Below are 22,502 nucleotides of genomic sequence, written 5' to 3' on the forward strand. Positions count from 1 at the left end.
CCCCGCCCGCCAACTCCTTTCTCGCGTAAGCGAATTCAACCTTTGAGGGACAACCAGAAATGAACATCCGTAAGACCGCGGCGCGGGTGGCCGGTGTCGGTGCCGTCGCCACCGCTGCCCTTGGCCTTTTTTCCACCGGTGCGGCCAACGCCGACACCTTCGTGCCGCTGCCGGGCGGCGAAATCACCCAGACGCTGTCCGACGGCACCGTTGTCACGGTGAAGCTGGTCGGCGAGTCCGCCAACATCAGCCCGTCGATGGGTGCCACCCCCGTGCACCGCAACGCCTGGGTCTCGGCCTCGGCGCAGGTCCACATCGATGGCGACACCACCGCGACCGGCGGGAAGATCTTCCCGGGTTACGTCGTGGGTTGCCAGGTCACCATCGATGGCGGCAACGTCAACGGTGGTGCGACCGGCGGTGCCAGCTGGGACAACTCCGGCAATGTCACCCCGCAGGCCGGCGTCAACTCCGGCGCCAACCTGACCCTGGGTCCGGGTCAGGCCAAGTCGTTCTACGTCCTCGACGAGGAAATGCCGGACGACTACGGCAAGGAAGCCCACAAGACCCGCAACAAGTTCAGTGGCACCGACGGTTCGGTGACCTGGTCGGACGAGACCATCGGCCTGAACGGCTGTGCCGGTTACGCCCAGGCGCGCTCCTTCGTGAGCGTCGAGGTCGAGACCGACAACGTCATCAGCTGGGTCACCCTGTGGGGCCAGCCCTTCAGCCTGGGGTAAAACCCGTCAGCTGGTAATGGCAACGGGCTCGGCGCTTTTCGCGCCGAGCCCGTTCGTCGTATTTCCGCTTCGATATTGCTGTGTCCCCCTTCAGATCTCGTGCTTGCCCCCGGTGCTGCGCGCGGCGAGCAGGTCCCGGATCTCGGTCAGCAGTTCGGTGTCGGTGACCGGGTTCTCCGCGGTGCCCCACAGCTTCTTGGCCCTGCTGTACGGGAGCACGATGACGAAGTAGAGCAGTGCCGCGATGATCACGAAGTTGATGGCCGCGGTGATGATCGGTCCGACGGCCACATAGGTCGCCGGCTTGTCGGCCACCAGCTGGAAGCCCAGGCCGAGCTGGCTGTTGCCGCCGAACACGGCGAGCAGCGGCGTGATGATGCCGTCGCTGAACGCGGTGACGATGGCGACGAAGGCGGTACCCATGACCACGGCCACCGCCAGGTCGATGACATTGCCGCGCATCAGAAAATCCTTGAAACCCTTGAGCATTGCGGAAGCTCCTCTACCTGAGGGATCGAACGCAGAGTAATAGGGGTATACGGGATGCTAGTTCACCCGTGGGCCGGTTCAGTGGAACACGACGGTGAGTGCCGTGCGCAGTGAGGCCGCGGCCACCGCGGCGGCCCGCCGGGAATCCAATGCCACCAGCACGATCCGATCGGTGCGCCCGCGCGAGTTCTCCGTTCCCGATACCAGCACCACGGCCGCGTCGGCGGCGAGCAGCCGCGCGGGACGCCCGCCCCCGCCCGAGTCCTCACCCGCCACCACGTCCACCCGGTCCCCGGCTCGCAGGATTTCGGCAACGGCATTGTCCGCCAGGCGAATCGGGACGATGCGCGCATCGGCGGATTGCGCCGCCACCGCCGCCAGCCGCGGCCCGACCACCCGGACCTCGGTGACGATCTCACCAGCCGCCAGCGCGCCCGCCAGGGTGGCCCCGCGTAGCCGTGCGGCCTCCCGCACGGCGCCGGCGGGCAGGGTCGCCGTCTCCCGCGCCGCGACCCGCACATCGCCGTCGCTCAGCACCTGTCCGGGTGGCAGATCCCGGGTGGCGACCAGGACCGGGGTGTGTCCGGCCGCGGGGTCGGCGCGCACGGCCAGAAACCCGGCCAGAACGAGCAGCGCGACCGCCCCGGCCCGACGCAGTAGCACCGAGTCCGCCCAGATCAGGCGGCTACGGAATTCCTGCAGGATGGCTCGATACGGTCGCGTCATGCGGGGCAGCGTACGGTCGCCCCGGTACCGACAGGCCCGGGCGGAACCCGGGCTGTGGATAACGAAAAGCCTGTGGAGAAACTCGGATCAGGCGGCGGAGGTGCTGGAGCTGCTGGTCGACGAGGTCGAGGTCGAGGAGCTCGACGCCGTGGAGCTGGAGCTGCTGCTGTCCGAGGAGGTGGACGAGGACTTGGCCGGCTCGGAGGAGGTCGATCCGTTGCGGCTGTCGGTGCGGTAGAACCCGCTGCCCTTGAAGACGATGCCGACCGAGTTGAACAGCTTGCGGAGCTTGCCGTTGCACCGGTCGCAGGTGGTCAGTGCGTCATCGGAGAAGGACTGCACGATGTCGAACTTGTTGTCGCACTCGGTGCATGCATACGAGTAAGTAGGCATCGGGAAACCTCCACGCTCTTCGTCGAATTAGCACTCTACAGCTGGCAGTGCCAACGCTGCCAATCGGGTATCAATTCCCGATCCGATCTTCGAGCCGCCGCAGCCCCCCGAACGGGGTCAGTGCCCACCCCATTCGGTGGTCGTGCGACTCCTCCGGCAAACGGTCGACGAGTTCGTCGTCGCGGACCACCGCGATCAATCGCGCGTCGGTGCGGCATGCGCTCAGACTTCGATCGTAATAACCGGCCCCGCGGCCCAATCGAACCCCGCGCCGGTCCACCGCCAATGCCGGAACCAGAATCGCGGCGGCCTTCGCGATCCCATTCGCGACCGGCGCGCCTTCGGGTTCCCGGAGTCCGAAGCGCCCGCGTCGCAGCCCCTCCGGCCCGGTGTACTCGGCCCATTCCAGCGGCCCGGGTTCGCCGGTGACCGGCAGCAGCACCCGCGCTCCGGCGGCCCGGAGTGTGTCGAGCATGGCGAGTGAGCCGGGCTCCCCGCCGACGGGCACGTAGGCGCACACCCACTCCGCGTCGGCGAGCGCCCCGGCCGCCGTGGCCAGAGCCGCCGCCTCGCGCTCCCGGTCGGCGGCGGGCAGCGCCTTGCGGCGCGCGAGGATCTCCTCGCGCCAGGCGCGCTTGTCCCGCTCGTCGGTCACGCTTCCACCCTAGGACGGGTGGTTCAGCGGTCCGAGCGCGGCCGGGTGAGGGTGAAGGTGTCGACGGCCTTCAGATCGCTGGTCGGCCCGGTGAGGGCGTAGTAGGTGCCGGTGATGGTGGTGTGGCCGCCCGGCTGGCCCGGGTCCACGTCGAAAGCGCAGAAACCGTAAGGGTGTTCGGCGTCCTTGAAGGCCGACCAGGGCGCGTCCTCGAGGACGTACACCGGCGCCTTCTTGCCGGTGGCCGGATCCACCTCGCCGACCGCGGTGATGACCCGGCACTTGTCGCCCGGGAAGAACAGCTGATTCGACGGCGCGGAGGTGCCACCGCCGCCGATCACCAGGTGCACGGTGCCCTTGCTGGTGTCGACGACGTCCTTGCGGGTGTCGGCGGGCCTGGGGGTCAGTGTCTCGGACCCGGTCACCCCGCGCACTGGATGCGAACGCTCGTAATGGTGTTCGTGCCCGCACAGCACCAGGTCGACCTGGTATTTGTCGAACAGCGGCAGCCAGTCCTGCCGGATGCCCAGGTCCGCGCCGTTGAACTTGTCGGCCGAGGAGATGGCGACCTGGTGCATGAACACCACCACCCAGTCGATGCCCTTGTCGGCGCGGGCTCGGGCCAGTTCGCTCTCCAACCAGCGCTTCTGGGCGCCGCCCGAGTACCCCCTGACGTAGGAGTTGCCGGCGTCCTGCAGGCAGATGTCGTCATTGGCGACCGCGATCACCCGCACGCCGCCGACGGTGAACGAGTACCAGAGGCCCTTGGCGTGGTCCTCGCTGCCGGCGTCCGGGACGGTGAAATAGGTCTGGAACGCCTGGTATCCGATGGGTCCGTTGCCGAGCTCGTTCTCGTGGTTGCCGGGCGCGGGCATCCAGGGCCGGTAGCGGGCGGAGCGAGAGTTGTTGGCCCACCAGTCGTTCCAGGTGCGGATGCGGTCGGTGGCGATATTGGCGTAGCAGAGGTCGCCGTTGACCAGGTTGAACAGCGGGGCCAGCGATTCCACCGCCGAGGTGACGTCGCCGGCGTACTGGGAGCCGAGGTTGTCGTTGAGGGCCTTGCCGTCGACGATCTTGCCGACGGTGGGGGTGCCCTGGTCGCCGAAGCTGGTGAACCGGAACTTGGCGCGGCCCGCGGGCGCGGTGCGGATGGTGCCGAGTTCGGGCGGCGCGCCGTCGTGCCCGGCGGCGTACACGTAGTCGGTGTCGGGGGACAGGCCGGTGATCCGGGCGTGGTGGGCCTGAATCTCGATGCCGGACTTGGCATCCCGGTAGGTCCGGGTCTCGGCCTGCACGCTCGTGCCGAAGCCGGCGTCGGCGGTGCCGTAGCGCACGGTGGGCTTGGTGACCGATCCGGTGGTGTGCCAGCTGACCACGACCTCGCGGGTGGCGTCGGATCCGAATTGCAGGTGCAGTCCCGCGACCCGGGGCGCGGCCGCGCGGTCGGGGGTGGTCACCAGTTCGGCCGAGCGCGGCCACGCCTCGGCGTTCGATGCGCTGCCGCGCAGTGCGACCGCTCCGCCGGCGCCGACCGCGAGCCCGGCCAGGCCGGCCACCGCGGACGCCCCGAACAGCCGGCGGCGGCTCAGCCCGCGCGCGGCGTCGGGCGAGTTCGCGGCGGATCCGGCTGGGTTGTCCGAGGTCGAATCGGGGCTGTGGGAATCCTCACGGTCGGTCATGGGTGTCAGCTAACAACCTTTGGGTACGTGAGAGGTCACAGTGCGGCGAATATGAAATGAAATGAACAGGTCGGTCTGCCAGTTCCGCTCCGGTCCGGCGTTCGGTGGGCTCTCGACGCTCTCGCCCCTTAGGCTCTCGGGGATATCGAGGCGGCCCCGGGCCGGTTTCGGGCGTGTGACGGATGGATAGGGTGAATTCATGACAGCTAATGGCGGCGGAGCCGAGTCGTCGAACGGCGGCGCAGCCGAGTCGTGCTTCCGTACCGCGGTGGTTCCCGCGGCGGGGCTCGGCACGAGGTTCCTGCCCGCGACCAAGACGGTGCCCAAGGAGCTGCTGCCGGTGGTCGACACCCCGGGCATCGAATTGGTCGCCGCCGAGGCCGCGGAGTCCGGCGCCAATCGGCTGGTGATCGTGACCTCGCCCGGAAAAGACGGTGTGGTCGCACATTTCGTCGAGGATCTGGTGCTGGAGAGCACCCTGGCCGAGCGCGGCAAGTTCCATCTGCTCGAGAAGGTGCGCAAGGCGCCCGCGCTGCTGGACGTGACCTCGGTGGTGCAGGAGGAGCCGCTGGGCCTGGGTCACGCGGTGGCACAGGCGGAATCGGTGCTCGACGCGGACGAGTCCGCCATCGCCGTGCTGCTGCCCGACGACCTGGTGCTCCCCGGCGGCGTGCTCGAGCTGATGGCCGAGGTGCGCGGCACCTACGGCGGCTCGGTGCTGTGCGCCATCGACGTGCCGAAGGAAGAGGTCAGTGCCTACGGCGTTTTCGACGTCGAGGAGCTGCCGGGCCGCCCGCAGGACGTGCTCAAGGTCAACGGCATGGTGGAGAAGCCCGCCATCGCCGACGCCCCTTCCACCTTCGCCGCGGCCGGGCGATACCTGTTGGACCGCGCCATCTTCGACGCGCTGCGCCGCATCACCCCCGGCGCGGGTGGTGAGCTGCAACTGACCGACGCCATCGCGCTGCTGATCGCCGAGGGTCACCCCGTACACGTCGTGGTGCATCGTGGGTCGCGACACGATCTGGGGAACCCGGGCGGTTATCTTCGAGCAGCGGTCGATTTCGCTCTGGAACGCGAGGAATACGGTCCCGCCCTGCGGGAGTGGCTCGAGCAGCGACTCGGGTCCGGCTGGAATCCCCAGCTGACCTCGTACGAATAGCCGCAACGGACAGAAGTGAAGGACAGACGCCGGGGTCGCGTGGGCGGTCCGGCGGGCGACACGTCGACGGCGGCGGGCGAGACAACGGAAGGGCGGCATGCGCTCGGTTGAGGATCAGCAGATCAAGGTGACCGCTGCGGCCGTGGCCCCGCGGCCGGTCCGGGTCGCGATCAGCGAGGCCCAGGGACTGCTGTGCGCCGAGGACGTGGTGACCGAGCGTCCACTGCCGGGCTTCGATCAGGCCGCCATCGACGGATACGCCGTACGCAGTGTGGATGTGGCCGGCGCGGGCGCGAATATCCGTGACGAGGACGGTAATTCGGTGCACCTGAGCCTGCCGGTGGTGGGTGAGGTGGTCGCGGGCTCGCGTCAGCCGATCCGGCTGCAGCCGCGCCAGACCGTGCGCGTGGACACCGGCGCGCCGCTGCCCACCCTCGCCGATGCCGTGCTGCCGCTGGAGAACACCGACGGCGGCCGGGCTCGGGTGAAGGTCTACGAGTCGGTGCGCTCCGGTGACTACGTGCGTCGCATCGGCGACGATGTGCAGCCCGGTGATCTGGCCGTGCGCGCCGGCACCATCATCGGCCCGGCCCAGGTGGGTCTGCTGGCCGCGGTGGGCAAGGACAAGGTGCTGGTGCATCCGCGGCCGCGGCTGTCGGTGCTGTCGGTCGGCGGCGAGCTGGTCGACATCGACCGCACCCCCGGTCCGGGTCAGGTCTACGACGTGAACTCCTACGCGCTGGCCGCCGCCGCGCGCGACGCGGGCGCGGACGTGAACCGGGTCGGCATCGTGAGCGCCGATCCCAAGCGGCTGCGAGATGTGGTGGAGGGCCAGCTGGTTCGCTCCGAGGTTGTCGTGATCGCGGGCGCGGTCGGCGGCTGGGCGTCGGAACAGGTGCGCGAGGCCCTCGAGGGCCTGGGCGAGCTGGAGATCACCCGGGTGGGCATGCACCCGGGCTCGGTGCAGGGTTTCGGCCTGCTGGGCCGCGACGAGGTGCCGACCTTCCTGCTGCCGTCGAATCCGGTTGGCGCGCTGGTGGTTTTCGAGGTCATGGTGCGTCCGCTCATCCGGATCGCGCTGGGCCGCCGCCATCCCATGCGGCGGATGGTGCGGGCGCGCACCATCCTGCCGATCGCCTCGATTCCGGGCCGGCGCGGGTACCTGCGCGCGCAGCTCATGCGCGACGAGCAGACCGGCGACTACCTGGTGCAGCCGCTGGGCGGCCCGAACGGCGCGTCCTCGCATCTGCTGGCGACCATGGCGGAGGCCAACAGCCTCATCGTGATAGATCCCGAGGTGACCGAGGTGCGCACCGGTGACGAGGTGCAGGTCGCGTTTCTTGCGCAGCGAGGGTGAGGCCCGACATGATCGGTCAGGGCCCGGAGTCGCCGCTCCACCACCCTGTGCTTGCGAGCGTAACCATGGAGGGCCCCCGGGCATGTCGAATGGGCACAGCGTGAATGTCTTCCGGACCGCCCAGCATCCGGGCTGGCCGGCGCATCTGGGGCCGGTGCGGGTCGCCGCGGGCCTCGTCACCCTGCGTCCGATCCGTTTGCGTGATGCCTCCGCCTGGAGCCGGATTCGCATCCGGGACAGGGACTATCTGGAGAAGTGGGAGCCGACCGGTCGTGGCCCGTGGGAGGCGCGCAACCACTCGAGCAACTGGCCCGCATTGTGGTCGGCGCTGAAGGCCGAGGCCCGGCGCGGCGCCATGATCCCGTTCGTCATCGAGGTCGACGGCGTGTTCAGCGGGCAGCTCACCGTGGGCAATATCGTGCGCGGCGCATTGCGTTCGGCGTGGATCGGCTACTGGGTGTCGAGCGAGCTGAGCGGGCAGGGCGTGGCCACCGGTGCGCTGGCGCTGGGGCTGGACCACTGCTTCGGTGAGGTGGGCCTGCATCGGGTGGAGGCCACGGTGCGGCCGGAAAACCTTGCCAGCCAGGCGGTTCTGCGCAATGTCGGCTTCCGCGAGGAGGGCCTGCTGGAGCGCTATCTGGATGTCGACGGGGCCTGGCGCGATCACCTGCTGGTCGGCATGACGGTCGAAGAGGTCTCAGGGACGGTGGTGGACAGGCTGATTCGCGCCGGACGCGCCGCCAGAGCCTGATAACTCGCTGTGTATTTCGGCGGCCCGATTGCCGCCGCTGCCTGCGCCTCACCAGAATTGCCCCTCGAAATCGGGTTTCCGGGGCCGGACCCGGAGAACGACCGAGGGGTTGGCTGTTACTAGTGTTACTTGTGTGGTCGGCGCGCCTGTGGGGAATAACCTCGGTGTGGAATTAACCTACGGACGTCGGTGGCACGTCTGTTCTCCCACCGGTAGGCGTTGCGGTGCACGTCGAAGGGACTATGAGCTGGGCGGGACGGAGGTGTGACAGCAATGCCGAATTCGATCTTGTGGATCGGTTTGGTGGTGCTCTGGGTCTTCGTCCTGTTTCCGATGCTGGCCAACCGTCATCCCCGTATCCGGCAGCACACCGACGCCGCGCTCTCCACGCGGGTCCTGCATCGCGGTGGTGCCGAACAGCGCACCAGGAAAGGTCCGGCGACCGGACATGACACCGACCCGGACTACGTGCCGGTTCGCAGGAAGCTTCACCCGAGCGAGGATCCGGAGGATCGGATGACCAGATCGGACGACGCCGCTGCATCGGACGAGAAGGAAGTCGACACCGAGGCTGCGCCCATCGCCGAAGCGCAGACGCCGCCGGCCGAAGCGCCCGAGCCCGAAGGGGATTCGGCCGACGTCGTCGAAGCGGCGGATATCGCGGCCGAATCCGAGTCCGAGCCCGCCGAGTCCGAGACGGTCGTCGAAACCGCCACGGCCGCGGATGAATCCGAGAACGATGGGGCAGTGGCAGACGACGCCGACCGCAAGGCCGAGCGCGAAGAACGGCAGGAGGCGCCCCAGCGCGCCCGCACCCCCGCGCTGCGCGAGCCCGATCCGGCCCCGGAACCGGAGCCCGAATCCGAGGACGAGGACCCGGATTTCGTGCCGTCCCGCCGCGGCCGCGGCGGCTTCGATCCCGAGGCCGACGCCGCCGCCCGGGCGGCCCGCTACACCTTCCGCCAACGCGCGGTGCTGGGCCTGGCGCTGGCCACCCTGATCCTGGCCGCCGCCGGTCTCGCCGTCTCGGCGGTGCTGTGGTGGCTGTGCGCCCTGTCCGGCACGGTCCTGGTGGCATACCTGGGTTACCTACGCAGACAGGTCCGCATCGAGGAGGACATCCGCCGCCGCCGCGCTGCCCGCCTGGCCCGCAAGCTCGCCGAGGACGGCGAGGGCGAGGAGGAGTCGCGCCGCCGCGAACGCCCGCGCCCGGATCGCGAGCAGACCCGCACCCAGCTGCGCCGGGCGGTCCTGGTCGAATCCGATGACGAGGACCCGCTGTTCGAGCACCTGGAGCTGTTCGACGCCGCGGCCGCCCGCGCCACCCGCCAGCGCGCCGCCGGCGCCCGCGAACGCCGCGCGGTGGGCGAGTAGACCTACCGGACACAGTGCGAGGGCTCCCCGAGAGATCGGGGAGCCCTCTCGCTGTGCGGGCAAAGTCCACGTTAATAGGTTATTTCTATTTCAGAAAGACTCTATTCCTATAGAATCCACGGTTCGATCGTGGACATCGAAAAGGCCCGGCACTCGGCCGGGCCTTTTCGGCGATACGGAGAAACGCTATTCGGGGTCGGGTATTCGCCCGGCAACCGGAATCTGGCGCTCGATGAGTTCGGCCAGCGTCCGCAGTTTGGCCGCGAATTCGCGGGCCGCGACCGGATGGTCGGTGGAGCCCTTGACCACCTTCTGGGTGAGCGCGGCGAGCCGTGACTCCGCCGAGCTGAACAGGTCGGGCGTCTGCGTCTGCTCCTCGACGAGGTCGCCGCGCAGCCACGCCCGCAGCCGCTGCACCACCGTGCCCTCGTCGTAGTCGTCGGGCAGCACCGCGACCGCTTCGCGCAGTTTGCCCGCGGTGACCTTCACGTCGGCGGCCAGCGTGGTGTAGATGGTGACCGCCGCATCCTCTCCGTGGGCCGCGGCCACCGGCAGCAGCTCGCGAATCTGTCCCTCGTTGATGGCGGGCGCGAGCGGGTGCAGCCGGGCGGCCAGCGGCCAGGCCCGGATCAGCTTGTGCGCGTAGGACCGCTGCATGTCCCACCGCTTCTCGACGTACTCGTCGAAGGTGGCGTGATCGGCGCGGTAGAGCCGCCCGTCGCGCACGATCTGCAGGGCGCGCCCGGCGGTCCAGAAGGCCACCCGCAGCGCGTCGATGGAGGACTCGCAGAGCTCGAGCTGATCGAATTCGGTCCGGCTGAGCGGTCCCTCACCACCCGCACTGGGCAGCGGGAGATCGAGCACGCTGGGCACGGGCTCGATCTCCGCCGGGGTGACCGTCCGGGCCGGCGCCGGTTCGGACGGTCCCGAAGCGGCCGGGGCGGCAACCGGTTCGGGTACGGTCGCTGCGGGCTCGGGCGCCGGCGCCACAGGTTCGGGCTTTCCCGGCGCTGGTGCGGCCGTCGCCCGAGCCGGTCTCGACTGCTCGGGTTCGGGTGCGGATATCGCCGAGTCCGCGTCCGGCGGAGCGGGTTTGGCCGGTGCCATGAGCACCGTGGTCGCGGCCTGGGACAGCTTCGGGGTGCGCGGCCATTTGGCGTCGCGCAGCGGCGAGACCGGGGGAGTGTGCTCGGCCTCGTCGGCGAGCGGGTTGCGGCCCAGGCCCCCGCCGATGGAACTCTTGCGGCGCTGGGGCGGCATCAGGCCGACACCTCCACCGGAATGCGAGCGGACTGCGCGGCCTCCAGATAGGGTCGGATCAATTCGTCACCGACGGCGCGGTATTCGCCGAGGTCTTCGATCGGATTCTCGGCGCCGTCGCCGACCTCACCGTCGGCGGCTTCGCGGTACCATTTCCAGGCGCTCACATAGGATTCGAATACGTCGTATCCGGCGTCCTGCAGATTGCCGCGCTGTGTGCGGTATTCGGTGGAGACATTGACGCCGTTCTTCATGGTGACCGGCACCTTGGTCATGAGCACCCGTACCCGGATGGCCTTTTCGTATTCGGCGGCCGCCTCTTCCGCGGCGCGATAGGTACTGGGCACGCGTTTGACCTCCGACGGGCTGACGCTGGTGACGAGAACGAGCTCATCGCTGACCGGGACGGCGGCCTTGAAGATGTCGGCCGATTCGCCGCCGGCGTCGACGAGGATCACGTCGTAGTTTGCGGAATTGTCGGTGATGCAGTCGTTCACGTGCCGGGACGGGAAGGCGAGCAATTCGAAGGGAATACCGACCTCGGCCCGCTGTAGCCGCCGATACCAGGAATAACCGGTCTGGCTGAGCGGGTCGGCGTCGATCACGAGCACCCGAAGTTCGTGCACCGTAGCGAAATACGAGGCGAGGAAGAAGGCAGAGGTCGTTTTACCGACGCCGCCTTTGAGATTCCCCAGTGTGACAACCAGGGGTTCGGGAAGATTCGGCAGCGCACCGGATTTGGTCATCGATCATCCTCCTGATGATGGGGAGGGCTGTTTTTCCGTCGATCAGTCTCACACGGTCGCGCGTCCAGGCCTGTGAAGGCTCGCGCGATGTCGTCGAATTCGATGAAAATCGGCTGTGTCCAATTGGACCCAATCGTCAATGTTTACTGTTTTGTTATCGATAACACGCATGTCACTCGTTGCACCCTCTGCACTTCCGGCGAAATATGCACTCTCGGATCGGCTGCAGGACCGAAGAGTTCGAGTGTGATGGACGGATACCGAATAGCTTTCACGGCTTGATCGGAGGACGACCGCTCATGGAAACCAACGGTGATAGACAGAAGGTTCGAGTTCTACCGCGCCTGAGCCAGCGGACCCTGGTGACAGGAGTCCTCGGCGCGGCAGCCGTCGGAGCAGCCCTGCTGTTCACAGCGGGCCAGGCGCAGGCGGCGCCGGTCTCGGTTCCCGGTATCGGGGAGATCGAGATTCCCACCGAGATCGCTACCCAGTTCGGCCTCGCTTCGGTGCCGAGTGTGGATATCGCGCCGCAGCCCGCGGTCGGCGAGACCTTCGCCGTCGACGAGCCGGATGCCTCGCGCATGGTCGGGATTCCGGGACATATCATTGTCCCTCCGGCCGACCCCGTGCCGGATCAGATTCCGGTCCAGTCGCTTTTGCCCGAGCTGCTGCACCCCGTGAGCCCGGCTCCGGAATCCCGCTTGGTGGTGGTGGCCGGTCTCGGCACCTTCGCGGTGCCCAGCATCCTGCCCCCGCTGGTCGGAATTCCGGGCGTGACCGATCCCGCGGCGGCCCCGATACCGGTGCCCGCTGCCATGCCGAAGAAGACCGTCGGCGAACGTGCCGTCGAGGCGGCCCGCACCAAGCTCGGCGCGAGCTACAGCACGGGCGGTGATGGCCCGGACTCCTTCGACTGCTCGGGTTTGGTGCAGTGGTCGTATCGGGAGGCCGGAGTCGAAGTGCCGCGCACCAGCTATTCGCAGCTGGCCGCCGGAACGCCGGTGTCGGTCGACGATCTGCAGCCGGGTGATCTGGTCTCCTATTACGGCGGCAGCCATTCGGCGCTGTACCTCGGTGACGGAAACGTCATCCACGCCAGCGATTACGGTTCCGGCGTGAAGATCTCACCACTGACCACCATGCCGATGGCCGGAGCCAGACGCTTCTGATCAGGACCAGCCGACCGCGGACGCGCGGCCGAGGAAGTCCGGCTGGTGCCCGCCCACAATTGCTGGGCCATGATCGGTAGCCGGGTGCGTAGCGGAGCGACGATCTGCTCGGGAGTCAGGGCGGCAGGATCATCGCATCAGAGGAAGAGCACGGAGCCACGCAACAGTGGGCGATCGGAATCGGGCAGCCGCTGCCCGCTCACGAAAAGCCCAGGGTCCCAGGCCCATAGCGGTTCCGGCGGAGCGTTGAGGGCCGCGGCCGGTCCGCCGGTCGTGAAGTACGTGGGCGTGCGGGCCGCATCGAGGACGGGATGCCCGTCCCGGGTGAAGTCGACGATGACGTCGCCGGGGCGGCTCCCGGGCCGAAAGTTCGTGTGGCGTAGTCATTCGGCTATGGCGTTCATGTTGGTGGGCATGTGGGATGGTTTACGAGATCCCCGGCGGCTTCGAACCGGACGCCCGGACCGCCGCGCCCTGACCGACCGGTTCGGTCAGCAGCCCGACGATCATGGCGATGATGCTGTCCCGGGCATCGGCCCGCTCGGCCGCGGTGGGCAGGTCCTGGCGCTCGTAGTCGGCGAGCAGGGCGAACATGACGGTGGTCATGGCCTGCAGCCGGTACCGGCGTTGCGCCGGCGTGAGTTCGGGCATGGCGCGGTAGAGCCGCGCCACCAGGACTCGTGTTGCGGCCCAGCGTTTCTCGTGCAGGTTCGGCCCGGTCACGGCGGGATGTGCGCGCGCCTGCTCGAGGAATCGCGCGTAGTGCGTCGACCCCTCGGCGTAGGGCACGTCGAACATGGGCCGCACCAGAATGGCGACCAGCGCGGCCACGCTGTCCGGTGCGCCGGTGGCCTCGTGTTCGGCCAGCAGTGCGGTGCGCCGGGATTCCAGTGCCGGTTGATGCCGTTCGATGATGGCCGCGATGAGCCCGTCCCGGGAACCGAAGTGGTAGTGCACCGCGGAGTTGTTGCGCTGTCCCGCCGCCACCGCGATATCGCGCAGGGCCACGTCCGGTCCGCGTTCGGCGATGGTGCGCTCACCGGCGAGCAGGATCAGCTCGCGCGCGTCAGGACTGTTCACCGGGGTCACTATAGGGCCGGGCCCGGCTGTAGCGATTCGCCGGTTCGCCGCGAAACGGTACTATCGTGCCCCTTCGGCATGTACCGCTCCGTACCGGGCGGACGCAGGCAGAGATGACGGTGGTGATGATCGATGACGCGACGGGATTTCCGGTCGCGCCGGGCCACGGTGGACCTCGCGCTGGTGGTGCCGCTGAGCGGTCCCGCGGGCATCTTCGGGCCGTCCTGTGAGGCCTGTGCGACGCTCGCCGTGGAAGACATCAATGCCGTCGGCGGCATTCTGGGCCGGCCGGTCCGGCTGCACACGGTGGACGCCGGTGCGCCGCTGCCGGTGCTGGCTGCGCAGATCGACCGGATGGTGAGCCGGGGCATGATCGACGGGGTGGTCGGCTGGCACCTGTCCAATGCCCGCAAGGTGATCACGCCGCACACCGCGGGGCGGGTGCCCTACGTCTACACCACTTTCTACGAGGGCGGCGAGGATTCCGACGGCGTCTACATGGTGGGGGAGACGCCCGACCAGCAGCTGTTCCCCGCGCTGCGCTGGTTCCGCTCCGAACTGGGGGTGCGACGCTGGTGCATCGTCGGCAACGACTACGTGTGGCCGCGTGAAACTGCCATGGCCACTTGGGAATTCGCGCTCGGCACCGATATCGAGGTGGTCGGCGAGGTGTTCCTCCCGCTGGGCGGCCGCGATTTCACCGCCGCCCTGAACCTGATCCGGCGCTCGCCCGCGCAGGGAGTACTGGTGTTCATGGTGGGCGCGGACTGCGCGGCCTTCAATCGGGCGTTCGCGGCGGCGGGGCTGGACGACGGGCGGCTGCGGCTGAGCATGATGATCGGTGAGGACGTGCTGTACGCGGGCGGTCCGGACAGCGCGCGCGGATTGTTCACGGCCTGTGGCTATTTCGAGAGTCTGGTGTCGCGCGAGGGCATGGCGTTCGGCGGCCGCTACCTGGCCCGCTTCGGGCAGCTGTCCCCGGCGCTGAACAATATCGGCGAATCCTGCTACGAGGGCCTGCTGCTGTTCGCCTCGCTGGCGGAGGCGGCACGCAGTCTGGATGTGCGGGTCATCGAGCGCGGGGCGGCGCGGGTGAGTTACGGGGGTCCGCGCGGTGAGGTGCGGGTGCGTGGGGCGCACACGACGCAGCCGGTGTACCTGGCGGGGGCGGATGTCATGGACTTCAGCGTGATCGCCGATCTGACCGGGCGCTGAATCGGCTGTCCTCGTCCGCCGTTCGCCCCCGGGGGCTCGTTCGAATGCGGGCGGACGCTACGTTGCGTTCACACGGATGGCAATGCGGGACTGCCGTCGTGACCCGGATAATGACTGTGTGACAAGGGAATTCGCGTCTCGGCGCAACCGTATCCCAGGCCGGTTCCGCAGGCCGTGTGTTGCAATGGGGTGAGTCGCGCCGCCTCGGCGGCATCTGATGAAGGAGCCGCTCCGATGCCCGGAGGAAGACTCAGCCAGGAGGATCGCCGTCTCATCGCCGCGGGGCTGGCCCATGGACTCGGCTATGCCGAGATCGCCCGCCGCCTCGAACGGCCGACGTCCACCGTGAGCCGCGAGGTGACCCGCAATGGCGGGCCCGGCCGCTATCGCGCCGATCTGGCGCAGGCCGCCACCGCGGTGGGCTCACGCCGTCGCGCACCCCGGCCCCGGCCCCGCGAAAGGTCCGCTGCCGTCGACGAATACGGCCGCAATGCGGCGCTGCTGGACGATTTCAGTGCCCAGTTCGCGGCGCTGTTCGCCCGGTCCGGCATGCCGCGCATGGCATCGGCGGTGCTGGCCCGCCTGTACGCCTGGCGCGCACACCTGGCCGGGTGATCCGCAATCGAGGCCTGCTCGTCGAGCCGCGATCGAACCCGGCTCGGCGGCCGGTCTAGAGCGCGGGCGCTCCGGGGGGTGAGCCGCGAAATGGATTCGCGACGGCAATTCCCGGGAATCTGCGGTGAATGCGATCCACATACCGGCGCACCGTGGAGAGTTCGGCACTGATCGACTGCCGGGCTTCGGGGGTGGGCGCGGTCTGCAATCGCCGGGTCAGTTTGACTACATGCCTTTCCAATTCGTCCAGGAAGATGCGGGCCTGAGCTAACTCGGGATCCTCGCCGGCGTCGGGATTGTCGAATCCCCTGTACTGCATATCGCGGAAGTATTCCACGCAGCCGGGCTCCGCGTCGCGCAAATGGATTGCGTCTAGGCCGAATTCGCCGCGCGCAGGAATGCGTGCGCCGCATCGAATACCCCGGCGGGGTCTTCGAGCTGCGGCCAGTGCCCGATCCGGTCCAGGCTCACCACATCCGGGTCGGCCACCAGTTCGCGGTAGCGGGCCACCATGTGCGCACCGGAGTTCGGGTCGAGCGGGCCGTTGATCAGTCGCATCGGAATCTCCTTGCGCAGCAGCGGTTCGACCCAGCGGTCGCGGTAGGTGGTGCGCTCGGCCACGAAGCGACCGACCAGATGATTGACGAAGCGGCCGTTGCCGTAGCGCAGCACCTCCTGCAGCGTCCGCATCTCGTCGTCGGTGGGTTTGGTGTCCGGGCCGAACACCTCGCGCACCGCGGGCGCGATGACCCCGCCGGTCATGAGCGGACCGACCAGATGACCGAGCGGGGTGCCCAGCAGTTTCTGCACCAGGCGCGGGCGATACGCCTCCACGAACAGCCCGCCGTTGAGGAACACCACGGCCCGGATGTCGGCCGCCGCGGTGCCGTCGAGGCGGCGGGCCAGCAGCTCCTGCGCCACGCTCACGCCGAGATCGTGTGCCAGCAGCAGGGTTTCGCCGATGCCGAGATGCCGCAGCAGGGCCTCGTGCATATCGGCGTGCTCGAGCACGCTGTAGTGGTGGCGAATGGGCTTGTCGGAGAAGCCCATCCCGAGCATGTCGGGCGCGATGACGTCGTAGTGGGCGGTCAGGTCCGGCCAGATGCGATGCCAGTCGTAGGAGTTGAAGGGGTAGCCGTGGATCAACAGCAGCGTCGGTCCCTTCCCCTCCCGGATGTAGAAGATCCGATGCCTGCCGAAGTCGAAGTAGCTCCCCCGCGACATCCACTCCGTGAGTTCCGCTCGCATTTCCGTCTCCCGCCGGTAGTCGCCGGTATACCGATCGTTCTCATCCTGCCGCATCGTCCGCCGATCCACCACGTGTGCGCACGCGGACACCGCATCGAGTAGCCTCGCCAAGCGAGCTGCCCCGGCGCGATCACACAATGCCCGTGTATCGGCCCGGGGTGTTCGGATCCCCGCACCGCCCCCGACAGGAATTCGAATGGCCATCAGTTACCTGGAATCGATCATCGTCGGCGCGCTCCAGGGGGTGAGTGAGCTCTTCCCGGTGTCCAGCCTGGGCCACAGCATCCTGCTGCCCGCCTGGGTCGGCGGTAAATGGGCCGACGATCTGAGCATGTCCGCCAAGGACTCCCCGTATCTGGCACTGCTGGTGGCCATGCACGTCGCCACCGCGCTCGCCCTGGTGATCTTCTTCTGGCGGGACTGGGTGCGCATCGTTCAGGGGCTGTGGGATGTCGTGCTGACACGCCAAATACGTACGCCCGAAGCGAGATTGGGCGTATTGCTGGTGATCGCCACGATTCCGGTCGGCCTGGCCGGACTGCTGCTGGAGAAGGCGGTCCGCAACTATCTCGGCACGCCCATCCCGACGTCGATCTTCCTGGCGATCAACGGCTTCGTGCTGCTGTCGGCCGAGCTCATGCGCAAGCGTGAGCACGAACCCGAGTTCCAGCTCGCCAGCCCCACCGGCCGCACCGGTGACCTCTCCATGGAGGACACCATCGTGCTCCCCATGACCGACCCGGCCCGCGCCTCCGATGTCCGGCTGTCCCGGCTGAGCATGCGCGATGCCACCCTGATCGGCGCCGCGCAGATCGCCGCCCTCTTCCCCGGAATCAGCCGCTCCGGCAGCACCATTGTCGCGGGCCTGTTCAAGGGCATGCGCCACGAGGATGCCGCCCGCTTCGCCTTCCTGCTGGCCACGCCGGTGATCCTGGCGGCGGGCGTGCTGAAGATGCCGGAGCTCTTCAAGCACGAGAACCACGCCATCCTCGGCCCGGCCTTCGCGGGCAGTGTGGTCGCGGGTGTTCTCTCCTATATCTCGGTCAAGTTCCTCACGGCCTACTTCGAGACCAAGACCCTGACCCCGTTCGCCATCTACTGCCTGGTCGCGGGCCTCGGCAGCCTGGTCTGGTTCACCATCCGCTGAGCCGGAACCGGCGAGCTCCTTCGGAAACGAGCATGCGCTGGGTCACCCTTCCGGGTGTGCCCAGCGCATGCTCGTTTCGTCGGTGGGTCAGTGGGTGGGAGTGGTGGTCGGCGGTGTCGTGGTGGTCACCGGGGGAGTGGTGGTGACCGGAACCGTCGTGGTGGTCACCGGCGGGGTGGTCGTGACCGGCGGCGTGGTCGTCGCCGGGGTGGCCGCGTCCGAGGTGACCGTGGTGGTCGGCGGCGTCGCCGTCGTGGTGACGGGCGTCGTCGTGGCCGGGGTGGTGGTACCGGCGGCCGGTGTCGTGGAACCGGTTGCGGGAGTGGTGGTTCCGGACGTGAGGCTCTGCGGTGCCGCGGCCAGCACGTTGGGGGCCGTGGTGGCGGTCGAGGTCAGCGTCTTCGGGTTCAGCTGGCCCGCCTGGGCCTCCTTGGCGAGCTCGGTGAGCCACGCGGCGGCGTAGTCCGCGGAGGTCAGGGGCTTGCCGTTGTCCGGGTTGGAATCTCGCCAGTAGTCGAAGTGGTGACCGGTGCCGTTGGGGCCGAGGGTCAGGTTGTACGGGTCGTTCAGGAGCACCGGGATGGTGTTCTGGTTGGTGGTGATCAGACCGACGACCTCGTTGAAGACCTTCTGCGGCAGGTACGCCAGCGGCGACATGGTCTCGGCCTGAATGGAATCCGCGGCCACCGGGGTCGGGTTGTCCTGATTCGGTTTGTAGCCCGGCTGCGAGACCTTGAGCAGGACGTCGAGGAAGGTCTCCTTGCTCGACCACCAGCCCGGGTCGTGCGCGATATCGGCGAAGGCGTTACCGGCGATCTTCCCCAGCACCACCGCCACATCCATGCCCGTGGTGGGGGTGAGGCCGTCGCTCTGCATCTGGTCGGCATTGATCTGGCGGCCGACATTGATGGCCAGTTGGAGCAGCGAGATGTTCTTCGGCGCGGCGCAGGTGAGGTCGCCGTCGGAGCAGAAGGAGGCGATCCGGCCGTTCAAGGCGCCGAAATCACCGGAGTGGTCCGGCAGCGCGCCCTGGCCGCCGGCGACGTCCTTGCCGGTCTGATAGCTCTGGTCGAAGTTGTCGGGATGGCTGGGGTCCTTCGCGCCCGGGAACGGGCCCTCGCCCGCCGTCCGGCCCGAGTCCGCGAGAATGACGACACCGGCCACATTGCCCGGATCGACGATCCCGTACTTGCCGTCCGCCCCCGCACTCTGGTGCCCGATGTCCATGGCGACGCGGCGCGTGACATCCGCGCCCTCGCTGTAGCCCACGATGGCGTACTTGGTGTTGGGGCAGGCCGCGGAGATGTCGCGCATCACCTGCTCGGTATTGGCGACACCGGTGTTCACGGCGTCCTCGTAGCTGTTCAGGTTCGCCGGATAGGAGACGTATACGGCCCAGTACGAGTTGGAGTCGACCGATCCGCCGGGCGCGTTCACCACTGGATCCACCCAGTGGCTCTGGTAGTCGTCCGACAGGGCCGCGGGCAGCTCGTTGCCATTGGCGTCGACCAGCATCTTCGTGGTGCCCTGCTGCGGCGAGTCGTTGCGCCCGGCCACCGAGATGGTCACCATGTCATGGCACTCCGTGACCGAGGCCTTCAGCGCCGGATCGGCCTGCTTCGAGTCCGGCGACGATGTGATCGCGAACGTGGCCGCTACCGCCACCGCTACGCCCAGCGTCGCCGGCGCTGCCACGGCCGACGCGATCCTATGTCGCTTCATGAAGCCACGAATATCCATGCCCGAATCCCCATCTCACCCCGACAAGTGAACTGTCAGGCCCCGTGCGCATCCGGGCCGTTTATCACCGGAGACGTCGCCACAGGAGATCCGAACGTTACTTGATCGAATGAGTCGTTACCGCACCAGGACCTGGATCAGGCCCGGCGCGGGGGCTGGAGCAGCGCAAACGCGGTCACCCGCGCCCGGTTCCGGCGGACCGGTCGGGTGCGGGTGACCGTGTGATCCCGGCGTGTCCGGGTGGGGCTAGGGCGCGTAGCGGAGGATGGCCGCCGCGTGCGCGCCGTCGGGAATGTCGTCGCCGCGGACCGCCAGCACACGACCATTGGAAAGGAGCACGCGCCGGGAGATTTCGTCGAGGACGCCCGGGGTCTCGCCGTCACCGGTGGCCGCGGTGAGTGCACCGTCGTCGGTCACGGCGCCGGGAACCGACGCGTCGATATCGACGAAGAGGGTGTGCACGATGCCGTAGGTGGCGGCGCGGGCGATGTCGGAGAGATCGATGACGCCGCGGCCGTCGCTGCGGCGCTTCTCGAATTCGCTTCGGACATTGGCCAATTCGGCGGCGTAGTGCCGATCGAGCAGCTGCCGGGCGCGGGTCGCCAGGTCGCCGTCGGAGAGGTGCTCGGGATTGCCCGGGATGCCCTCGGCCAGCAGCAGCGGGTAGCTGTCGACCGACCGGTACAGCGAATCCGTCGGTTCGGCGGCGGCCAGGATGAGCGGAATGTCGTGGCCGGCCAGCACCGGCCGCAGTGCCTGGTCCACCGCCCGGCAGAACTGCCGCACCCGCACCTTGCGGCCCTCGCTGCCCTGCAGGCGGCCGTGCGGGCTGCGGCCCAGCGGCGGCAGATCCAGGTACTTGTTCAGATCGGTCGGGAGTCCGGCGACCGCCACCTCCGCGGCCGGGCCCTCGGCCGCGACCTCCACCAGCCGCACCGCGTTCTCGGACAGGGCCAGCACGAAGGCGGTTTGCGGGAAGGTCACCGCCCGGAGCAGCGGCTTGATGTAGAAGCGGTCGCCGAGGGTGGCGCTGGGTTCGAGCCGATTCGGCAGGCGGTAGGTGCGCATGCCCTCGGGTGTCGCGTGCACGGCGAGGGTGCGGGACTGGAAACGCCAGTAGTCCTCGTCGTCGACGAGGTCGGCGAACGCGTCGGTCAGCGCGATCCGGGCCTGCTTGTCGGTGACCCGGTCGAGCACCTCTTTCGCCTGGTTCTCGAAGACCAGCCGGTTCTTGTCCGGGGTCGGGGTGTCCGCCTCGGTCGGGGTGTAGACGGATACGCACCACGGTCCGGCGGTCGACGCCAGCGCCAGAATCTCGCCGTGCGTGGGGATATCTGTATGCAGCATGCTCACCCTCCACGGAGTCGATTTCTTCTGCCCAATCCAAGGTAGCTGACACGTTGCTACGCCTGGACTGGGCTCGCATTGCAGACGTCGGTCAGGCTCCGATCGGCTTGCCGAAGAAGGAGGCGAGGGTCTCTCCCAGGGTGTCGCCGAGGGTCTGCAGCTCACCGGGTGTGCCGAGCATGGACGGCATGTCGGTGGTGGCGCAACCCGGTTGCGCCGCAACGCCGTTCAGTCGATCGAACAGCCACATGAGAGCGGCGGGGCCGCCGGTGACCTCGGCCATGATGTGCTCGCTGGCCCAGTCCCGGGTATAGGTCACCTGTGCCTCGGGATGCTGGCAATAGGTGTCGACCAGCTGGTTGGTCGAGGGCAGCGGGAGGATCTCGTCCCAGCGCGAGTGCCAGATGAACAGCGGCATATCGGGCAGGCTCTTGCCCAGGCGGGTGTCCTCGAGCATGGCCTGTACCGCCGGTTCCTGCAGCGGGTCGGTCGAATTGATCAGGCCGGTGATGTTCAGGAACGGCAGCAGCGCCGTCTGGTACTGCACACAGAACGGGGCCTTCACTGCGCGCAGCAGCTGCCCGAGCGGATCGAGCTTCTGATCGAGCAGGGCGTTGAAGTCCGGATATTCGCGAGACAGGCCCAGCACCGCGCCGAGCACCAGGCCCGCCGTCGCCTGGTTGTTGGCCATGAGGAGGGCCGTGCCCAGATCCGCGCCGGTGCCACCGGACGCCGCACCGACGATATTCAGTTCCGGCGCATAGGTTTTGCGCAATTCGGCCGCATGCATGGTGGGAATGGATCCACCCGAATAGCCGTACAGGGCGACCGGCGCGCCGGCGCCGACCTCGAGGGGTGCGAAGGACGTGGCCGCGCGAATGCCGTCGAGGGTGATGCGCCCGCCCAGCGGACCCGCCGCATAGGCCGAATTCGGGCCCTCGTGATCGGGGATCACCACCGCGTCGCCCTTCTGCAGCGCGGCCTGCGCGAACAGGAACTCGGCGGGCGCGACGATCTGCCCGACGAACGGCGCGGCCGAAAGATGTTGCAGCGCATAGGACGGACTGCAGTAGCCCGCGGTCGAGTCTTCTGCGATCTGTACCGAGAGCAGCTTGCGCGGCGTCGGCGCGACCCCGCGCGGCTTGATGAGGGTGGCCACCGCGGGGATCGCCTCGTCGCGACCGTTGTTGGAGCGGTAGGAGACCTGCCAGGCATCCACATTGAGCGGGATGAGGCCGAGGTTGGCGAGGTTGACCTGCCGGGCCGCGATGATCTCACCGGGCGCGGCGGCTGCGACCACGTCGGCGGGTGGCTGGTAGAAGCCCGGGTCGAGTTCCGGTGGCAGCGGCAAGATCTGCGCCGGCTGAATCGAGGGCAGGACGGGCGCGGCGGGATCGGCCGGCGCCGGTCCCACGGTCAGTCCCGTCACCACCAGCGCACTGATGGACACCGTCCCGAGCCGCAGTAACCGCTCGGTCAGTCGCCTGGTCTTCATCGACCCACTTCCTCACCCTGATCCCCACTTGTGAGACCGCATAGTCTCAATATTGCGGAGCTCACTTTGCCACAGGTGTGACCCGGCTCGCAATATGCATGCGTGGCGGAATCG

At 68.3% G+C, this 22,502-nt stretch carries 21 protein-coding genes and 1 pseudogene; 9 read left to right on the top strand and 13 right to left on the bottom strand.

The features are described 5' to 3' along the window. Window positions 1-59 precede the first annotated feature (59 nt). Window positions 60-740, top strand: coding sequence for an MspA family porin (locus tag ABZ909_RS00425; protein WP_356995419.1), 681 nt, complete (start codon window positions 60-62; stop codon window positions 738-740). A gap of 90 nt (window positions 741-830) precedes the next feature. On the opposite strand, the gene mscL is transcribed toward ABZ909_RS00425, so the two are convergent. The 5 genes from mscL to ABZ909_RS00450 form a co-directional block, all read right to left on the bottom strand. Then, the gene (gene mscL / locus ABZ909_RS00430; protein WP_356995421.1) at window positions 831-1,229 is read right to left on the bottom strand and encodes a large conductance mechanosensitive channel protein MscL; all 399 of its coding nucleotides are present in this window, start codon (window positions 1,227-1,229) and stop codon (window positions 831-833) included. A 78-nt stretch (window positions 1,230-1,307) separates the two neighbouring features. Continuing rightward, window positions 1,308-1,955, bottom strand: a complete 648-nt coding sequence (locus ABZ909_RS00435; protein ID WP_356995423.1) for an SAF domain-containing protein — start codon at window positions 1,953-1,955, stop codon at window positions 1,308-1,310. 87 nt (window positions 1,956-2,042) lie between these two features. Next, window positions 2,043-2,348, bottom strand: coding sequence for an FmdB family zinc ribbon protein (locus ABZ909_RS00440; protein WP_356995425.1), 306 nt, complete (start codon window positions 2,346-2,348; stop codon window positions 2,043-2,045). A 70-nt stretch (window positions 2,349-2,418) separates the two neighbouring features. After that, window positions 2,419-3,003, bottom strand: a complete 585-nt coding sequence (locus ABZ909_RS00445) for a 5-formyltetrahydrofolate cyclo-ligase (RefSeq protein WP_356995427.1) — start codon at window positions 3,001-3,003, stop codon at window positions 2,419-2,421. Between the two features lie 23 nt (window positions 3,004-3,026). After that, on the bottom strand, window positions 3,027-4,682 hold the full coding sequence (locus ABZ909_RS00450) for a metallophosphoesterase family protein (RefSeq protein WP_356995429.1): 1,656 nt from the start codon (window positions 4,680-4,682) through the stop codon (window positions 3,027-3,029). A 199-nt stretch (window positions 4,683-4,881) separates the two neighbouring features. Here ABZ909_RS00450 and ABZ909_RS00455 point away from each other — a divergent pair, with 199 nt between their 5' ends. From ABZ909_RS00455 to glpR, 4 genes are all read left to right on the top strand, one after another. Continuing rightward, complete coding sequence (locus ABZ909_RS00455; protein ID WP_356995431.1) at window positions 4,882-5,844, top strand: UTP--glucose-1-phosphate uridylyltransferase; 963 nt, start codon at window positions 4,882-4,884, stop codon at window positions 5,842-5,844. 97 nt (window positions 5,845-5,941) lie between these two features. Then, window positions 5,942-7,201, top strand: a complete 1,260-nt coding sequence (gene glp, locus ABZ909_RS00460; RefSeq protein WP_356995432.1) for a gephyrin-like molybdotransferase Glp — start codon at window positions 5,942-5,944, stop codon at window positions 7,199-7,201. 82 nt (window positions 7,202-7,283) lie between these two features. Further along, window positions 7,284-7,952, top strand: coding sequence for a GNAT family protein (locus ABZ909_RS00465; RefSeq protein ID WP_356995434.1), 669 nt, complete (start codon window positions 7,284-7,286; stop codon window positions 7,950-7,952). Window positions 7,953-8,225: 273 nt separating this feature from the next. Continuing rightward, window positions 8,226-9,326 (top strand): gephyrin-like molybdotransferase receptor GlpR, encoded by a 1,101-nt coding sequence (glpR, locus tag ABZ909_RS00470; protein ID WP_356995435.1) that lies wholly within the window; start codon window positions 8,226-8,228, stop codon window positions 9,324-9,326. 186 nt (window positions 9,327-9,512) lie between these two features. Here the strand turns inward: glpR and ABZ909_RS00475 are convergent, their stop codons facing one another. Together ABZ909_RS00475 and ABZ909_RS00480 are read right to left on the bottom strand one after the other, a co-directional pair. Beyond that, entirely contained in the window at window positions 9,513-10,586 is a 1,074-nt protein-coding gene (locus ABZ909_RS00475) for a hypothetical protein (RefSeq protein WP_356995437.1), read from the bottom strand. After that, window positions 10,586-11,332, bottom strand: a complete 747-nt coding sequence (locus ABZ909_RS00480) for a ParA family protein (RefSeq protein WP_356995439.1) — start codon at window positions 11,330-11,332, stop codon at window positions 10,586-10,588. Before ABZ909_RS00480 ends, ABZ909_RS00475 begins: the two co-directional genes overlap by 1 nt. A 299-nt stretch (window positions 11,333-11,631) precedes the next feature. Between ABZ909_RS00480 and ABZ909_RS00485 the strand changes: the two genes are divergently transcribed. Then, on the top strand, window positions 11,632-12,501 hold the full coding sequence (locus ABZ909_RS00485) for a C40 family peptidase (protein WP_356995441.1): 870 nt from the start codon (window positions 11,632-11,634) through the stop codon (window positions 12,499-12,501). A 426-nt stretch (window positions 12,502-12,927) separates the two neighbouring features. On the opposite strand, the gene ABZ909_RS00490 is transcribed toward ABZ909_RS00485, so the two are convergent. Further along, window positions 12,928-13,581 carry a TetR family transcriptional regulator gene (locus ABZ909_RS00490; protein WP_356995443.1) on the bottom strand — a complete coding sequence of 218 codons (654 nt, stop codon included), beginning with the start codon at window positions 13,579-13,581 and terminating at the stop codon, window positions 12,928-12,930. 132 nt (window positions 13,582-13,713) lie between these two features. Here ABZ909_RS00490 and ABZ909_RS00495 point away from each other — a divergent pair, with 132 nt between their 5' ends. Together ABZ909_RS00495 and ABZ909_RS00500 are read left to right on the top strand one after the other, a co-directional pair. Further along, window positions 13,714-14,796 carry a substrate-binding domain-containing protein gene (locus tag ABZ909_RS00495; RefSeq protein ID WP_356995445.1) on the top strand — a complete coding sequence of 361 codons (1,083 nt, stop codon included), beginning with the start codon at window positions 13,714-13,716 and terminating at the stop codon, window positions 14,794-14,796. Between the two features lie 234 nt (window positions 14,797-15,030). After that, window positions 15,031-15,210: pseudogene (locus ABZ909_RS00500) on the top strand (helix-turn-helix domain-containing protein); the annotation flags it as partial. A gap of 256 nt (window positions 15,211-15,466) precedes the next feature. Here the strand turns inward: ABZ909_RS00500 and ABZ909_RS00505 are convergent. Beyond that, on the bottom strand, window positions 15,467-15,730 hold the full coding sequence (locus ABZ909_RS00505; RefSeq protein ID WP_356995447.1) for a hypothetical protein: 264 nt from the start codon (window positions 15,728-15,730) through the stop codon (window positions 15,467-15,469). Window positions 15,731-15,783: 53 nt separating this feature from the next. Beyond that, complete coding sequence (locus ABZ909_RS00510) at window positions 15,784-16,659, bottom strand: alpha/beta hydrolase (protein WP_356995449.1); 876 nt, start codon at window positions 16,657-16,659, stop codon at window positions 15,784-15,786. 190 nt (window positions 16,660-16,849) lie between these two features. On the opposite strand from ABZ909_RS00510, the gene ABZ909_RS00515 reads away from it, so the two are divergent. After that, window positions 16,850-17,806: an undecaprenyl-diphosphate phosphatase gene (locus ABZ909_RS00515; RefSeq protein ID WP_356995888.1), complete on the top strand. Its 957-nt coding sequence runs from the start codon at window positions 16,850-16,852 to the stop codon at window positions 17,804-17,806. 87 nt (window positions 17,807-17,893) lie between these two features. Here the strand turns inward: ABZ909_RS00515 and ABZ909_RS00520 are convergent, their stop codons facing one another. The 3 genes from ABZ909_RS00520 to ABZ909_RS00530 form a co-directional block, all read right to left on the bottom strand. Next, window positions 17,894-19,546: a cutinase family protein gene (locus ABZ909_RS00520; RefSeq protein ID WP_356995451.1), complete on the bottom strand. Its 1,653-nt coding sequence runs from the start codon at window positions 19,544-19,546 to the stop codon at window positions 17,894-17,896. A 246-nt stretch (window positions 19,547-19,792) separates the two neighbouring features. Beyond that, window positions 19,793-20,893: a hypothetical protein gene (locus tag ABZ909_RS00525; protein WP_356995453.1), complete on the bottom strand. Its 1,101-nt coding sequence runs from the start codon at window positions 20,891-20,893 to the stop codon at window positions 19,793-19,795. 91 nt (window positions 20,894-20,984) lie between these two features. Continuing rightward, window positions 20,985-22,388: a lipase family protein gene (locus tag ABZ909_RS00530; RefSeq protein WP_356995455.1), complete on the bottom strand. Its 1,404-nt coding sequence runs from the start codon at window positions 22,386-22,388 to the stop codon at window positions 20,985-20,987. Between the last annotated feature and the right edge of the window lie 114 nt (window positions 22,389-22,502).

Source organism: Nocardia sp. NPDC046763 (assembly GCF_040645495.1).
In the GTDB taxonomy this organism is placed as follows: Bacteria; Actinomycetota; Actinomycetes; order Mycobacteriales; family Mycobacteriaceae; genus Nocardia.